Below are 15,462 nucleotides of genomic sequence, written 5' to 3' on the forward strand. Positions count from 1 at the left end.
GCGTTCCCCGCGAGCGCGAGGCGGAAGTTCTCTTCAAGCGGTGGCGACGCTGGGGCGCAGGCCCTGCCAGCGCGCCACCAGTCCGTCGTGCGGCACGTCGAACAAGTCCAGCACGCGCCCCACGGTGTGGTCGACGATGTCGTCCACCGATTGCGGATGCGCGTAAAAGGCCGGCACCGGCGGCAGCACGATGGCGCCCATCTCGGTCACCGTGGTCATGTTGCGCAGGTGCACCAGGTGGAAGGGGGTCTCGCGCGCCAGCAGCACCAGCCGGCGGCGCTCCTTGAGCATCACGTCGGCGGCGCGGGTGAGGAGGTTGTCGGCCAGCCCGGTGGCGATGGCCGCCAGCGTGCGCATGGAGCAGGGCGCCACCACCATGCCGTCGCAGCGGAACGAGCCGCTGGCGATGGTGGCGCCGATATCGCGCACGTTGTGCACCACGTCGGCCATGGCCTCGATCTGCGGGCGCTGCAGGCCCAGCTCATGATGCGCGGTCAGCAGGCCGGACGGCGAGCACACCAGGTGGGTCTCCCAGCCGTCCAGCGCCGCCAGCGCCTGCAGCATGCGCACGCCGTACACCGCGCCGCTGGCGCCGGTGATGGCGACCACCAGGCGTTGCTTGCGGCTCATGCGCGCCCGCCTTCCCGCGCCGCCTTCTCCGCCAGCGCCTGCAGCACCTGCTCGGGCTTGATCGGGTAGTGGCGGAAGCGCACGCCGATGGCATCGAACACCGCGTTGGCAATCGCCGGCCCGATCGCGACGATCGGGTCTTCGCCCACGCCCTTGGCGCCGAACGGGCCGCCGGGATCCGGCGCGGCTTCTAGGATCACGGTGCGGATCTCGGGCATATCCATCGCCAGCGGCATCTTGTAGTCGACGAAGTTGGCGTTGAGCGAGCGGCCGGTGCGCATGTCGATCTGGTAGTCCTCGTACAGCGTATGGCCGATGCCCTGCTGGATGCCGCCTTCGATCTGGCCCGCGGCCGCGACCGGGTGGATGACCTTGCCGACGTCGTGCACCGGCACTACCTGGCGCACGGTGATGAATCCGGTCTCGGTATCGACCGCGACTTCGACAAAATGCGCGGCGAACGAATAAGACTTGGTCGGGTGGTAGGTGGCAGTGCCCACCAGCTGCGCGGCAGGAATGCCCTTGCGCGGCATCACCGCCTCGCGCACCGTCAGCGTGGGGCCGTCGCGGTCGCGCACGGCGATGACGCCGTCGGCCAGCGTCAGGGCCTCGGGCTCGCACTCCATCAGCTTCGCGGCGCGCTCGAACAGCTGCCGCTTGATTTCGCCGGCCGCCATCTGCGCGGCCTTGCCGACCATGTAGGTGGTGTGGCTGGCAAAGGCGCCGATGTCCCAGGGCACCACGTCGGTGTCGCCGTGCACGACCGATACCGCCTCGAACGGCAACGTCAGTTCCTCGGCAACGATCTGCGCGAGCGCGGTATGCGCACCGGTGCCCAGCCCGGCCGCGCCGGTCAGCAGCACCACGGTGCCGTCCTCGTTCATCTTGATGATGGCGTTGCCCTGCTCCTTGATGCCCGGATAGGCGCTGCTGCCGTGCATCTCGCAACCGAGGCCCCAGCCGGTGCGGACCGGGCCGGTGGTGTCGCGCGGGCGGCGGCGCAGCGCGGGCCAGTCGAGCAGTGCCATGCCTTGCTCGATGCAGGCCTCCAGGCCGTGCCCGATCAGCGGATGGTTGGACGGCGCGATATCGCCTTCGCGCACGGCATTCCTGACCTTGAGTTCGGCCGGATCCATGCCCAGGTGCGCGGCGGCCTCGTCCATCTGCACGTCGAGCGCATAGTAGGTCTGCACCACGCCGTAGCCGCGGAAGGCGCCGGCAATGGGGCTGTTGGTGTAGACGCAGCGGCCTTCGAGCAGCACGTTGTCGCAGCGGTACAGCGATACCAGCGCGGCGGTGCCGACATTGGTCACGCCCGGGCCGTGCGAGCCGTAGGCGCCGGAATTGAACACCACCCTGGCCTGGCGCGCAGTGATGGTGCCGTCGTTGCGGAAGCCCTGCTTCAGCCAGATTTTTGCCGGATGTCGCGTGCGGCCGCCGAGGAAAGTTTCCTCGCGCGTGTATTCCATGCGCACCGGCCGGCGCGTCTCGCGCGCCAGCAGCGCGCACAGGAATTCATGCTGGAACAGGTCCTGCTTGGCGCCGAAGCCGCCGCCCATGTGGTCGACCAGCACGCGCACCTTGTGCAGCGGCAGCCCCAGCACCTCGGCCATGATGCCGCGCACCATGAAGGCGGTCTGGGTCGAGATCCACACCGTCAGGTTGCCGTTGCCGTCCCAGCTGCAGGTGAGCACGTTGGGCTCCATGTAGGCGGGGGTGGGTCGGCCGCCCTCGTAGACGCCTTCGAGGATGAAGTCGGCCTCGGCAAAGCCGGCCTCGACATCGCCGCGCCTGACGATCACCGGCGGCAGCACCAGGTTGCCGCCGGGCTCGCGCTCATGGATGCGCGGTGCGTCGGAGCGCTCCGCGTCTTCGGTGGTGAAGACCGCGGGCAGCGTGTCGTACTCGACCTCGATCAGCTCGAGCGCGCGCTCGGCGATCTCTTCGCTGACCGCCGCCACCGCGGCCACGCCCTCGCCCCAGTAGCGCACCTTGTCGTCCAGGATGTACTGGTCGCAGGTCACCGACGCCGAGCGCGGATGCGGCGAGCCGGCATGCAGCACGCGCGGCACGTCCTCGTGCGTCAGCACGGCCTTGACCCCCGGCAACGCCAGCGCGCGCGAGGCGTCGATGCGGCGGATGCGGGCGTGGGCGACACTGCTGCGCTTGATCTTGCCGTACAGCAGGCCGGGGAAGTGCATGTCGGCAACGTACTTGGCGTTGCCGGTGACCTTGTCGAGCAGGTCGGTGCGCTTGACGCTGTGTCCGATCACGGCGTGGCTCATCATGCCTCCTCGCTGGCGCGGGTACGGTGTACGCACCCGGCGGGGTCCATGGCCGCGGCGGTCTGCTCGATGGCCTCGATGATCTTGGTGTAGCCGGTGCAGCGGCAGATATTGCCGGCAATGGCAAAGCGGATCTCGTCGCGCGTGGGATGCGGGTTGTCGTCCAGCAGCGCCTTGGCCATCACCACGAAGCCCGGCGTGCAGAAGCCGCACTGCGCGGCGCCGCAGCGCATGAACTGCTCCTGCAGCGGATGCACGGTGTCGGGCGCGGGCTGCACGCCTTCGATGGTGGTGATGTGGCAGCCGTGCGCCTCGGGCGCCAGCACCAGGCAGCTGTTCATCGGCCGGCCGTCGATGATGACGGTGCACGAGCCGCATTCGCCCACGTCGCAGCCTTTCTTGGTGCCGGTCAGGCCGGCGTCGTGGCGCAGGGCGTCGAGCAGCGTGCTGTGCGGTGCCACCGCCAGTTCGCGCGGCTCGCCGTTGATAACGAGTTCGATCATTTTTCGCATGATGCTCCGCGCAAGGCGGCCTCCAGGGCTTGTTCGAGGGCGCGGCGGGTCAGCACGCTGACCATCTGCCGCCGATAGGCTTCGCTGGCGCGCACGTCGCTGATCGGACGTGCTTCATCCATGGCGGCGTGCGCGGCCTGCAGGATCAGGGCGTCGGTCACGCGCTGGCCGCGCAGCACGTGCTCGGCGCGCAGCGCGCGCACGGGCGTGGGGCCGACCGCCGCCAGCACGATGGCCGCATCGGCGCAGTGGCCGGCCTGCACCGTCAGCGAAACCGCCACGCCGACCGTGGCGAGCTCCATCTGCACGCGGCGGCCATGCTTCAGGTAGACCTTGCCGGTGTTGGCGCGAGGCGCCGGAACGGTGATGCGGGTAACGATCTCGTCCGGCGCGATGGCAGTCTTGCCGACGCCGGTGACAAAATCCTCGACACGCAGCTCGCGCGAGCCGGACATGCCGTACAGGTGCACCGAGGCGCCGTCGGCGACCAGCGGCGCGATCGAATCCGCCGACGGCGACGCGCGGCAGACATTGCCGACCACGGTGGCGCGATGGCGCACCTGGATCGAGGCGAAATCCGTCACCGCCTTTGCCAGGCCGGCGTAGTGGCGCTGCACGAAGCCGCAGGTCTCGACCGCGCGCGTGGTCACCAGCGCGCCGATGCGCAGGCCGTTGACCGGATCGAAGGTCAGTACGTCCATGCCCGGGATCTTCTTGATGTTGATGACCTGCTCGGGCTTGCGCACGGACTCCTTGATCTGCACCAGCAGATCGGTGCCGCCGGCCAGCACGCTGGCCTTGCCGCCGCACCGGTGCAGCATGGCCGAGGCTTCGGCCAGCGTCGATGGTTCGAAATACTCAAACGCTCTCATTGCTCCTCCTGGTCTGTGCCATCGGCGGCGGCTGCCGGTCCTGCCGAGGTCATGCGGGGCGCGCGCCGTCGAATCCATCATGGGCGGCCGGTCTTCATCGGTAAAGACCCGGAAACGGATTAATTGATCGTGTTACCCTCTGAATCAGACGCGCCAGCCGGACCCAGGCCACAGCAAGCGCGCACCCCGAACCTCCGGAGACAGACAACGTGCCCAACCTCAGCAACATGAACGTGTCGCTGCGCCAGCTGCGCGCGTTCATCGCCGTGGCGCAGGAGCGCCACTTCACCCGCGCGGCAGAAAAGCTGGACCTGTCGCAGTCGTCGGTCAGCGCGCTGATCCACGAGCTGGAGGCCAACCTCGGCCTGAAGCTGTTCGACCGGCACACGCGCCAGCTGCATATCACGCAGGCGGGCGCGGAACTGCTGCCCCTGGTGAAGAAGGCCGTGGCCGATATCGACAGCGTGATCGAGAACTCCAGCGAGCTGCGCACGCTGGGACGCGGGCGCGTGTCGATCGCGGCATCGTCGATCCAGGCGGCGCTGATGCTGCCGCGCGTGATCCGCGAGTTCTGCGTCAGCCATCCGGGCGTGAAGGTGGAGCTGCACGATGTGTCCGAGCATGAAGTGACCAGGATGGTCAGTTCGGGCGAGGTCGATTTCGGCATCGGCACCATCCCCGCGGGCCAGCCCGACCTGAGCGCTCACCGGTTGATGGACGATGCCTTCGTGATCGTGATGCCTGCGCACCATCCGCTGCGCCGGCGCAAGACGCTGCGCTGGGAGGATGTGGCCGGGCTGCCGGTGATCGGACCGCACAAGGGCAACCCGATCCGCGATTGCCTGGATACCGCGCTGGCCGCGCGCGGCATCACGCTGCAGCGGGTGCACGAGGTGTTCCTGCCGCTGACCATGGTCGGCATGGTCGACGCCGGGCTGGGCATCGCCGTGATGAGCGCGGCAGTCACGCGTCTTACCGGCGCGCTGGGGCTGGCCACGGTGATGCCGACCGATCCGGTGATCCACCGCGAGATCTCGCTGCTGGGGCACGCGGACCGGTCGCTGTCGCCGCCGGCGCAGGCCTTCCGCGACCTGCTGATGCGCTACCGCGCCAGGCTGGCCGAGGCCAGCTGACTGCCGGCCAACTCCGTCACGCCGGTTCCTTGGCCAGGCCGTGGGGCTGGGGGGCCGGCGAACGCGCATTGAACAGCAGGTTCAGCAGCACCGCGGCCAGCGTGCCCAGCAGGATGCCGTTCTGGCAGAACTTGGCCAGCAGCTCCGGCATCTGCGCGAAGAACTTGTCCGACACCAGCGGGATCATGCCCAGCGCCACGCTGACGGCGACGATGTAGGCGTTCTTCTTGTTGTCGACAAAGTCGACATGGCCGAGGATGCGCACGCCCGTGGCCGCTACCATGCCGAACATCACCAGCGCCGCGCCGCCCAGCACGTATTGCGGGATCGAGGCCGCGAAGAAGGCCAGCTTGGGCAGGCAGCCCAGCACGATCAGGATGCCGCCGGCGGTGGCGCAGACCCAGCGGCTGCGCACGCCGGTGACCTGCACCAGCCCCACGTTCTGCGCGTAGGAGGTGTAGGTGAAGGTGTTGAACACCGCCCCCACCAGCGCGCCGACACCGTCGGCACGCAGGCCGCGCGCTAGGTCTTCGGAATCGACCGGGCGCCCGACGATCTCGCCCAGCGCCAGGAACTGCCCCACGCCTTCGATCATGATCACGATCATGACCACGCACAGCGTGACCGAGGTCATGGCGTCGAAGGTCGGCCAGCCGAAGTGGAAGGGCGTGATGAACTCGACCCAGTGCGCGCCGTGCAGGCCGTCAAAGCTGACCTTGCCCAGCGCCAGCGCGATGCCGAAGCCCACCGCAATGCCGATCAGCACCGCCACATTGCACAGGAAGCCGCGCGCGAACGCCACCAGCGCCAGCACCGTGCACAGCACCGCGGTGGCGATGGCAATATTCACCGGCAGCCCGAAATTGGGATTGGGCACCGGGCCTGCCGCGGTATTGAGGGTGGGATTGCCGCCCGCCGCCCAGTTGATCCCCACCCGCATCAGCGAGATCCCGATCACCAGCACCACGGTGCCGGTCACCACCGGCGGGAACCAGCGCACCATCTTGCCGACATAGGGCGCGGCAAAGTAAGTGAAGACGCCCGCCACCATCACCGCGCCGAACACCGCCGGCAGCCCCAGCGACGGATTGGAGCCGGTGGCGATGATCGGCGCGATCGCGGTAAAGGTGACGCCCATCATCACCGGCAGGCGGATGCCGACCTTCCAGATGCCGATGCTCTGGATCATCGTCACCAGGCCGCAGCAGAACAGGTCGGCGGCGATCAGGAAGGCGATCTGGTCCTTGGGCAGCTTGAGGGCGCCGCCGATGATCATCGGCACCGCGATGGCGCCGGCATACATCACCAGCACATGCTGCAGGCCCAGGGCCAGCAGGCGCGGCGGGGGCAGGACCTCGTCGACGGGATGCACGGCGGCATTCCCTTGCGTAGGCAGGGTGGGGTTCATGCTGTCTCCTTTGGTCGGTATCACGCCGGTTGCGCATTGCGCTAACGTGTCGCCAAGGTGCCGGCGCTTCCTCTTGCGGGATGGTGCTGCCATCCTCTCGTGCGAAGCCCGCGCCTGTCCTGTCTTGTCAATCCAGCATGACAGCGGCGCAGGGAAGGTACAACGTTCGCGGCGGATTTATCGATCGGGTGAAACGATGAATCCGCCGTTTTCAGCGGGTTATCCCTGAGCCGCGCCTCACGGCACGTGGGATGCCGCACGCTCCAGCCGCGCCAGCAGCGCGGCCGCGCGCGCCATCGCGGCAGGATCGATGCGCGCGCGGATGCCGTCGAAGCCCGGCCCGCGCGTCGCATCCAGCCCCATGCGCGAGGTGGTGCCGACGCCGGACGCGGACGGATCGAGCGCACTGCCGGGCAGGCCGTCCACCACCACCACGTCCAGGTGCGGCTGCAGGTGCGTGGCCATGGCCCACAGCACTTCCTCGTCGCGGGTGATGTCGACGTCCTCGTCCACCGCCACCACCGTCTTCAGGTACGGGTCCCAGCCGAGCAGACCCAGCATCACCTGGCGGGCCTCGCCGGGGCGGCTCTGGCGCAGCGCCACGTAGGCGTGGAAATGGGTGCCGGAGCTGGGGTAGTGCACCGCGGTGACGCCGGGAAAGCGCTCGCGCAGCTTCTCCACCATCTCGGACTCGCGCGGGATCCGGCCCAGGTTCAGGTGCTCGGCCGAATTGCCGCCGACCACGTCGACCAGCCACGCGTCCGTGCGCCGCATCACGCTCTGCACGCGCAGCAGGTTGTTGGTCGAGCGGTCCGACGAGTAGCCGGTGAACTCGCCGAACGGGCCTTCGTCGACGCGGGCCTCGGGATCGATCACGCCTTCCAGCACGATCTCGGCATGCGCCGGCACCAGGATGCCGTGGCGCGGCGTGCGTACCACTTCCAGCGGCGCGCCGAACAGGCCGCCGGCCACATGGCGCTCGTCCACGCCGAACGGCAGCCGCGCGGCGCCGGCCAGCATGAACAGCGGATGCGCCCCGATCACCATTGCCACCGGCAACGGGCGGCCCAGCTCGGCCGCGCGCTGCTGCATGCGCCACAGGTGGCCGCGCGAATGCAGGCTGGTGGCGATCTCGGTGGGCGAATGCAGCATCGAGCGGTGGTAGCTGGCGTTGCCGATGCCGCTGTCGGGATCTTCCGCGATCAGGATGGCGTTGGTGATATAGGGGCCGCGGTCGGTGGCGAAATGCCGGATCGCCGGAATCGTGCGCAGGTCGATATGCTCGGTCTCGACATGGCCGGTGACGGCGCCGCTGTCCAGCACGCGCGGCGCCACCATGCGGCGGCTGCGGGCCTGGTATTCGGCATGGATGCCGGCGGCCGGCACGCCGCCAAGCATGCGCCCGACGCGTTCGCGCGAGGCAAACAGGTTGGTGGCCAGCGACGTGCCCAGGCCTTCGACATGGTCGAACAGCAGGGCCGGATGGCGGCCCTGCGCGGCCAGTGCCCACACCAGCGCGGTGGGGTCCTGGTCGTTGCCGACCGGCTCGCGGATATGCAGCACGTCGTCGGGAAAGGCCTCGCGGTAGGCGGCCAGGAACTGGTGGAAGTCCTGCGAGGTATCGTGGAAAGGCTGGCGCGCCGGCGTCGCGGTGGCGAAGGGCGCTGAGGGTGAGTTCATGGATCGGCTCCTGCGGTCAGGGTGGGCCAGGGCGAAGGCTGCCCCGGCGGCCGGGAATGTCCCGGCCGCCGTGCCGTGCCTGCCTGCCGAACAGCTAGCGACTACCGGGTGCTGGCGTAGGTATCCTTCAGCCGCGCCAGGGCCTCTTGCTGCGTCCTGGGCGGCGCGGTCGGCTCGATGCCGACCAGCCGGGCGATGTTGTTGCCCATGTAGTCCTCGAGCCCGTCCTCGTCCAGGTCCATGCCCTGCGGCGCGGGGCCGCACAGCATTTCCAGCTCGCGCAGCCACATGCCGGGCTCGTTGGGCGGCGTGTCGGTGCCGAACACGATCTTGTCGCGCGGCAGCTGGCGCGCGAACTCGACGATGCGCGACTGGAAGCACCAGCCCGATTCGCAATACACGTTGGGCGTGTCCATCGCCATCCAGAACGCCTCGAACGAATAGTTGCCGCCGGTCTGGATGCCGAAATGCCCGATGATGAAATTGACCATCGGGAATTCGCGGATGATCGGATAGAACATGGTCGGGATCGTGTACGGGCCGTCGCCGGTGTGGATCAGCACCACCACGTTGTACTTGGCGCAGACCTTCATCGCCGGGCGCAGCCAGTCGAGCGCGCGGTCGGGCCGGTAGCCGTGCATGTTGGCATGCAGCTTCAGCATCTTGAAGCCGTACTCCTTGACGTGGAATTCCAGCTCCAGCGCGCCTTCCTCCGGGCCCCAGCGCGGGTTGAAGGTGAAGTTGCCGATAAAGCGGTCAGGGTACTTCTGGCACAGTTCGGCGATATACGCCATGTAGTCGCGGATGCCTTCGCGGCCACGGCGGTTGCCGTCGCGGTAGCCGGTGTTGCCCGGCGGCGGCTGGATAAAGCCCATGTCGATGCGGCGCGGCTTGCCGTTGATCATGTAGGGGCCGTCCATCATCTTGAGCATGCGCTCGCCGTTGAAGGGCTCGCCGGTGTGGCGCCAGGCTTCGTCGACCAGGTTGGTCGGGTGCAGGTGGGTATCGATAATCATGTTCGGGTGCTCCGGAGTCCGTTGTCGTTGGCGCGGGTGCGGACCTTATGCGGCCAGGCGCGCTTTCGCTTCTTCCAGCGTGCGCGGCACCGGCGTCGGCTCGAGGCCGATCATCCGGGCGACGTTGTTGCCGAGGTAGTCCTCGAGCGTGTCTTCATCCAGGTTCAGGCCCTGGGGCGGCTCGAAGCACAGCACTTCCAGCAGCCGCAGCCACATGCCGGGCTCGTTCGGCGGGGTGTCGGACCCGAACAGGATCTTGTGCTTGGGCAGCACCTTGGCGAATTCGACGATGCGCGACTGCAGGCACCAGCCCGATTCGCAGTAGACGTTGGGCATGTCCATCGCCATCTGGAACGGCTCGAAGCAGTACACGCCGCCGGTCTGCACGCCGAAGTGGGCCATGATGAAGTTCACCGTCGGGAATTCCTTCATCATCGGCACCCATTCGGTGGGGATGCTGTAGGGGCCATCGCCGGTATGCAGCTTGACCAGCACGCCCAGCTCTGCGCATTTCTGCAGCGCCGGGCGCAGCCAGTCGAGCGCCCGGTCCGGCCGGTAGGCGTGCATGTTGGCCTGGAACTGGACCATCTTGAAGCCCAGCTTCTTCACGTAGTGCTCGATGGCGTTGACGCCGTTCTGCACGCCGCAGCGCGGGTTGTAGACGAAGCAGCCGATAAAGCGGTCGGGATACTTCTTCACCATCTCGACGGTATAGGCCATGTACGCGTCGATCGATTCGCTGCCGGACTTCACGCCGTCGGTATAGGTGTAGATGGTGTTGCCCTGCGGCGGCTGGATAAAGGCCTTGTCGATGCGGCGCGGCTTGCCGTTGATGGTGAATGGGCCGTCCATCATCTGGATCAGGCGCTCGCCGGTGAACGGGTCGCCGTCGTGGCGCCAGGCCAGGTCCACCAGGTTCGTCGGATAACAGCTGGTGTCGATGATCATGGGAGATCCCCTAACAATGACTAGGTTGGACACGCATGCGGCGGGCGCGCGCGAACAACGCCGCGGGGCCGGCCTTGCATGCTGCGATCGGGAGTCTTTGTCAGGGGAGCGTCTGGACCACTGCGCCACCGACGAAATACTCCGTCAGTGAGCAATCTCCAGTTGGACGTCGCGGCATTGCACCGCTGCTGTCCAATCGACCGCTTCTACCCACGCGCTCTTTATACATAGCGCCTCGGCATGGGTCAAGCGCATCATGTGTTGCGCCGCACGAACAGTGGGGCCGGCCTGTATTCCAGACCGGGCCGCGAATCCGCTACATTGCGGGGACCGCAGCGGCAGGCCCGGCCGCCGCGGCATATCGACAACAGGGCCGCTCGCTTCGAACGGGGTTCATCACAGGGAAGGGGGAAGAATATGCACGGCAACGATGCGAAGAAGGCCGCGGCGATGCTGTCGGTTGCGCTGAGCCTGGCACTGGGGGGCTGCGGTGGCGACGGCGGACAGACCGGGATGGTGTCGCCCACGGCCGCGGCCACGACGCGGTCCATCGCCGAAACTACCACCAGTGCCACCACGCGCTGGGCCCCCGCGCTTACCGACACCTGGCAGATCCAGCTGACCGGCAGGCTCAATACCAGCTATGCGGTGACCGCCTATGACTTCGACCTGTTCGATACGCCGCAGGCCACCATCGATGCGCTCAAGGCGCAGGGCCGGCGCGTGATCTGCTATTTCTCGGCGGGCAGTTCCGAGGACTGGCGTCCCGACTTCAACCAGTTCACCGAGGCGGACCAGGGCGCGCCGCTGTCGGGCTGGGCCGGCGAGCGCTGGCTGGATACGCGCTCGGCCAACGTGCGTCGCATCATGCAGGCGCGCATGGACCTGGCGGTCAGCAAGGGCTGCGATGCGGTCGATCCCGACAATGTCGATGGCTATACCAACAGCCCCGGCCTGCCGCTGACGGCCGAGACCCAGCTCGACTACAACCGCTTCCTGGCGGCGCAGGCGCATGCGCGCGGGCTGGCGGTGGGCTTGAAGAACGACGTGGGACAGGTGGCCGAGCTGGCCGCGAGCTTTGACTTCGCCATCAACGAACAGTGCTTCCAGTACCGCGAGTGCGGTGCCTATACCGCGTTCACGGGGCAGGGCAAGCCGGTGTTCCAGATCGAATACGCCGCCAAGTACCGGGACGCCGCCACGCGCGCCGGGCTGTGCGCCAAGGCCCAGGCGGCCAACCTGCGCACGCTGGTGCTGCCCAGGACGCTGAACGGGTCGTTCCGCTACGCCTGCGACGCCTGAGCGCGCGGGGCGATGCCGGCGGCGGGAGCGGCGCGTTCCAGCTCTCGCCAGGCCAGGTAGAGCCGCGTATCGAACTCGAGCTGGTGGTAGCGCGGCTCCATGTATTCGCAGAGCCGGTAGAAGGCCTTGTCGTGCTCGCTTTCCTTCAGGTGGGCAAGCTCGTGCACGACGATCATGCGCAGGAATTCAGGCGGCGCCTCCTTGAACAGCGAGGCGACGCGAATCTCTTTCTTGGCCTTGAGCTTGCCGCCCTGCACGCGCGAGATCGCGGTATGCAGGCCGAGCGCGCGCTGGGCGGAATCCAGGCGCGCATCGAATCCCACCTTGTGCAGCGGCGGCGCGCTGCGCAGGTATTCCTGCTTGAGGTCGGTGGTGTATTCGTACAGCGCGCGGTCGGTCTGCACGGTGTGGCGCCCCGGGTAGCGGCGGGCCAGATGGTCGCCGAGCCGGCCGGCGGCGACCAGCTCGCGCACCTGCTCCAGCACGCCGGGCGGATAGCCGCCCAGAAAGCGCATCGGGTCCTTGCCGGCGGGACGCCAGGTCTCGTTCACCACGGTGGCCGGCTCAGTGGTGGTGGTGATGGTGGTGCATCCAGCTGTTGTCCAGCGAATTGACGAAGGACTCGACCGCGTCCTTGTCGCCGGTGGCGTGGCGCATCATTTCGCCGCACTTGCAGAAACCCTGGTACGGGGTGATGTGCGAGCACGCCGACGTCTTCTGCAGGTACAGCGTGACGGGTTTGGTGCACTTCTTGCACTTGAACTTCAGGGTCAGGGCGGGTTTGCTCATGGCGATGGCTTGAAAAATCAGCGGAAAGACGAACCTGTGATTGTACCGGCGGAGGCCAAAGCTGGCCGGGCCAGGGCTGGACGCCCCGGCGTGCCTGATACACTCCGCCATTCCCGCACCTACTCCAGCATCATCACCAACACGCACCCATGGCACAGTACGTTTTCACCATGAACCGCGTGGGCAAGATCGTTCCGCCCAAGCGTCACATCCTGAAGGACATCTCGCTGTCGTTCTTCCCGGGCGCCAAGATCGGCGTGCTCGGCCTGAACGGCTCGGGCAAGTCCACGCTGCTCAAGATCATGGCCGGCCTCGACAAGGAAATCGAGGGCGAGGCCACGCCGATGCCGAACCTGAACATCGGCTACCTGCCGCAGGAGCCGCAGCTCAACCCCGAGCAGACCGTGCGCGAATCGGTGGAAGAGGCGCTGGGCGGCGTGTTCGAGGCGCGCAAGAAGCTAGATGAAATCTACGCCGCGTATGCCGAGCCGGACGCGGACTTCGACGCGCTCGCCGCCGACCAAGCCAAGTACGAAGCCATCCTGGCCGCCAGCGACGGCAACAACGTCGAACTGCAGCTGGAAATCGCCGCCGACGCGCTGCGCCTGCCGCCGTGGGACGCGAAGATCGAACACCTGTCCGGCGGCGAAAAGCGCCGCGTGGCGCTGTGCCGCCTGCTGCTGTCGCGCCCCGACATGCTGCTGCTCGACGAACCGACCAACCACCTGGACGCCGAATCGGTCGACTGGCTGGAGCAGTTCCTGACGCGCTTCCCCGGCACCGTGGTGGCCGTGACCCACGACCGCTACTTCCTCGACAACGCCGCCGAGTGGATCCTGGAACTGGACCGTGGCCACGGCATCCCCTGGAAGGGCAACTACAGCTCGTGGCTGGACCAGAAGGAAGCGCGCCTGAAGCAGGAAGAGGCCAGCGAATCGGCGCGCCAGAAGGCGCTGCACAAGGAACTGGAGTGGGTGCGCCAGAACCCCAAGGGCCGCCAGGCCAAGTCCAAGGCGCGCCTGGCCCGCTTCGATGAACTGAACAGCCAGGAATACCAGAAGCGCAACGAAACCCAGGAAATCTTCATCCCGGTGGGCGAGCGCCTGGGCAACGAAGTGATCGAGTTCGACAACGTCAGCAAGGGTTTCGGCGACCGCATGCTGATCGAAAACCTGAGCTTCAAGGTGCCGCCGGGCGCCATTGTCGGCATCATCGGCCCGAACGGCGCCGGCAAGTCGACCTTCTTCAAGATGCTCACCGGCAAGGAGCAGCCGGACAGCGGCGAGATCAAGATCGGGCCGACCGTGAAGATGGCCTTTGTCGACCAGAGCCGCGACGCGCTGGACGGCACCAAGACCGTGTTCGAGGAAATCTCCGGCGGCGCCGACGTGCTGACCGTGGGCCGCTACGAGACCCCGTCGCGCGCCTATATCGGCCGCTTCAACTTCAAGGGCGGCGACCAGCAGAAGCAGGTCGGCACGCTGTCGGGCGGCGAACGCGGCCGCCTGCACATGGCCAAGACGCTGATCGCCGGCGGCAACGTGCTGCTGCTGGACGAACCGTCCAACGACCTCGACGTGGAAACGCTGCGCGCGCTGGAAGACGCGCTGCTGGAGTTCGCCGGCTGCGTGATGGTGATCTCGCACGATCGCTGGTTCCTGGACCGGATCGCCACGCACATCCTGGCGTTCGAGGGCGACTCGCATGTCGAGTTCTTCCCGGGCAACTACCAGGAGTACGAGGCGGGCAAGAAGAAGCGCCTGGGTGAAGAAGGGGCCAAGCCTAAGCGGATCCGGTACAAGCCGATCGTGCGGTGAGGGACTGCTGAGCAAGCAAGAGAGCCAGGCCTGTGGGCCTGGTTTTTTTATGGTGCTGGCTGTATGCGCTGTCGAAAATTCTGAAACACGTCGCCAGACCTTTGGCATTAGTGTGATGCCGGATAGGTTTGGTGGATGCGAAAGTCAATCCACCTCTTCGTTCTAAAGCGGCTACCTGGACGTCACCGAAGGCGGCTGCCATTCGAGGTTCGACAGGATCGCGAGTACCCGTTTCCGGGGACGGTCGATTCGCCATTTTTCCTCTATCGGTCCGATGCCGAACTCAAGGCGCATCCGAGCTACAAGGGTGCCAAAGCCGGCAGCGCCGAAGCGGCAATACAGCTGATTGCCGACCTTGCACCGCCGCTGGTGACAAGGTTGCTCGACGAAGCCTTTCCACGTTCATGCATCTTCGTCGCGCCCCATGCGAAAGAAGCCGCAGGCGAGAATGCCATCCCGCAAGTGCTGGCAATGTATTTACACCATGTCCTGGACGGATCAGTCGATGAAACCATCGTGCAGACAACCAAGGTATTCCACACCGGCGCAGACCCAATGGAGCGGCTGAATCTGCGCGCTAGCTTTTCCGGATATGTCGTGCCAGATGGGCGTTATGTGCTGGTCGACGACGTTACTACAATGGGGGGCACGCTAGCCGAGCTTGCCAACTATATTCAATGTCACGGTGGCGGCGTGATCGCAGCAATCGTCCTCGTGTGCGCAGGGCGCTCTGGTAGACTGATGGCACCCGGCAGGGTAATTCGTGAACTGGAAAGGAGGTATGGCGATGAAATCCGCAAGATCTTCGGCATTGCCACCCACGCCCTCACCGCGGATGAAGCGGGATACCTCATCGGTTTCCGTACATCTGACGAGATCCGAAATCGCCGAGCTAAGGCGGAACAAGAAACGCATCTCCGACTTGGCGCGAAAGGCATTCAGCTCGATGAACCTGAAGGGCAAGTAAAGCGCAAGGGCCCCGACCGCCGGTAGCGATGAGCATGCAGAATCCGCGCTACAAACAAGAGCCTCGACTCACATGAGCGGGGTTTTTTACTGCGCCATGCCCG

14 protein-coding genes are annotated in these 15,462 nt (G+C 66.7%); 4 read left to right on the forward strand and 10 right to left on the reverse strand.

Going from position 1 to position 15,462, the window contains the following annotated elements:
- Window positions 1–33: 33 nt before the first annotated feature.
- The 4 genes from MKD50_RS21935 to MKD50_RS21950 are packed head-to-tail and all read right to left on the reverse strand — an operon-like array spanning window position 34 to window position 4,299.
- The gene (locus tag MKD50_RS21935) at window positions 34–630 is read right to left on the reverse strand and encodes a UbiX family flavin prenyltransferase (RefSeq protein WP_252668628.1); all 597 of its coding nucleotides are present in this window, start codon (window positions 628–630) and stop codon (window positions 34–36) included.
- Window positions 627–2,915 carry a xanthine dehydrogenase family protein molybdopterin-binding subunit gene (locus tag MKD50_RS21940; protein WP_252668686.1) on the reverse strand — a complete coding sequence of 763 codons (2,289 nt, stop codon included), beginning with the start codon at window positions 2,913–2,915 and terminating at the stop codon, window positions 627–629. Before MKD50_RS21940 ends, MKD50_RS21935 begins: the two co-directional genes overlap by 4 nt.
- Window positions 2,915–3,427, reverse strand: a complete 513-nt coding sequence (locus MKD50_RS21945; protein ID WP_240072801.1) for a (2Fe-2S)-binding protein — start codon at window positions 3,425–3,427, stop codon at window positions 2,915–2,917. Before MKD50_RS21945 ends, MKD50_RS21940 begins: the two co-directional genes overlap by 1 nt.
- Window positions 3,415–4,299 carry an FAD binding domain-containing protein gene (locus tag MKD50_RS21950; protein WP_252668630.1) on the reverse strand — a complete coding sequence of 295 codons (885 nt, stop codon included), beginning with the start codon at window positions 4,297–4,299 and terminating at the stop codon, window positions 3,415–3,417. Before MKD50_RS21950 ends, MKD50_RS21945 begins: the two co-directional genes overlap by 13 nt.
- Window positions 4,300–4,508: 209 nt before the next feature.
- Here MKD50_RS21950 and MKD50_RS21955 point away from each other — a divergent pair, with 209 nt between their 5' ends.
- A complete protein-coding gene (locus MKD50_RS21955; RefSeq protein ID WP_501993634.1) occupies window positions 4,509–5,432 on the forward strand; it encodes a LysR family transcriptional regulator in 924 nt (307 codons plus the stop codon).
- A 16-nt stretch (window positions 5,433–5,448) separates the two neighbouring features.
- Here MKD50_RS21955 and MKD50_RS21960 read toward each other — a convergent pair whose 3' ends face one another.
- The 4 genes from MKD50_RS21960 to MKD50_RS21975 form a co-directional block, all read right to left on the reverse strand.
- Complete coding sequence (locus MKD50_RS21960) at window positions 5,449–6,840, reverse strand: nucleobase:cation symporter-2 family protein (RefSeq protein WP_115705060.1); 1,392 nt, start codon at window positions 6,838–6,840, stop codon at window positions 5,449–5,451.
- Window positions 6,841–7,077: 237 nt separating this feature from the next.
- The gene (locus MKD50_RS21965; RefSeq protein WP_252668632.1) at window positions 7,078–8,520 is read right to left on the reverse strand and encodes a UbiD family decarboxylase; all 1,443 of its coding nucleotides are present in this window, start codon (window positions 8,518–8,520) and stop codon (window positions 7,078–7,080) included.
- 101 nt (window positions 8,521–8,621) lie between these two features.
- Entirely contained in the window at window positions 8,622–9,536 is a 915-nt protein-coding gene (locus MKD50_RS21970) for an amidohydrolase family protein (protein WP_115681267.1), read from the reverse strand.
- 45 nt (window positions 9,537–9,581) lie between these two features.
- On the reverse strand, window positions 9,582–10,484 hold the full coding sequence (locus MKD50_RS21975) for an amidohydrolase family protein (protein ID WP_012354042.1): 903 nt from the start codon (window positions 10,482–10,484) through the stop codon (window positions 9,582–9,584).
- A gap of 417 nt (window positions 10,485–10,901) precedes the next feature.
- Here MKD50_RS21975 and MKD50_RS21980 point away from each other — a divergent pair, with 417 nt between their 5' ends.
- On the forward strand, window positions 10,902–11,786 hold the full coding sequence (locus tag MKD50_RS21980; protein WP_252668634.1) for an endo alpha-1,4 polygalactosaminidase: 885 nt from the start codon (window positions 10,902–10,904) through the stop codon (window positions 11,784–11,786).
- Here MKD50_RS21980 and MKD50_RS21985 read toward each other — a convergent pair.
- Both MKD50_RS21985 and MKD50_RS21990 read right to left on the reverse strand, forming a co-directional pair.
- The gene (locus MKD50_RS21985) at window positions 11,768–12,301 is read right to left on the reverse strand and encodes a M48 family metallopeptidase (RefSeq protein ID WP_252668687.1); all 534 of its coding nucleotides are present in this window, start codon (window positions 12,299–12,301) and stop codon (window positions 11,768–11,770) included. The two genes, MKD50_RS21980 and MKD50_RS21985, sit on opposite strands and share 19 nt — an antisense overlap.
- Before the next feature lie 49 nt (window positions 12,302–12,350).
- Window positions 12,351–12,575 (reverse strand): hypothetical protein, encoded by a 225-nt coding sequence (locus tag MKD50_RS21990; protein WP_010812270.1) that lies wholly within the window; start codon window positions 12,573–12,575, stop codon window positions 12,351–12,353.
- Between the two features lie 149 nt (window positions 12,576–12,724).
- Between MKD50_RS21990 and ettA the strand changes: the two genes are divergently transcribed.
- Entirely contained in the window at window positions 12,725–14,392 is a 1,668-nt protein-coding gene (gene ettA, locus MKD50_RS21995) for an energy-dependent translational throttle protein EttA (RefSeq protein ID WP_252668636.1), read from the forward strand.
- Between the two features lie 135 nt (window positions 14,393–14,527).
- A complete protein-coding gene (locus MKD50_RS22000; RefSeq protein ID WP_252668639.1) occupies window positions 14,528–15,385 on the forward strand; it encodes a conjugal transfer protein TraN in 858 nt (285 codons plus the stop codon).
- Window positions 15,386–15,462 lie beyond the last annotated feature (77 nt).

This window comes from Cupriavidus mimosae, assembly GCF_023952485.1.
GTDB classification, from domain to species: domain Bacteria; phylum Pseudomonadota; class Gammaproteobacteria; order Burkholderiales; family Burkholderiaceae; genus Cupriavidus; species Cupriavidus taiwanensis_C.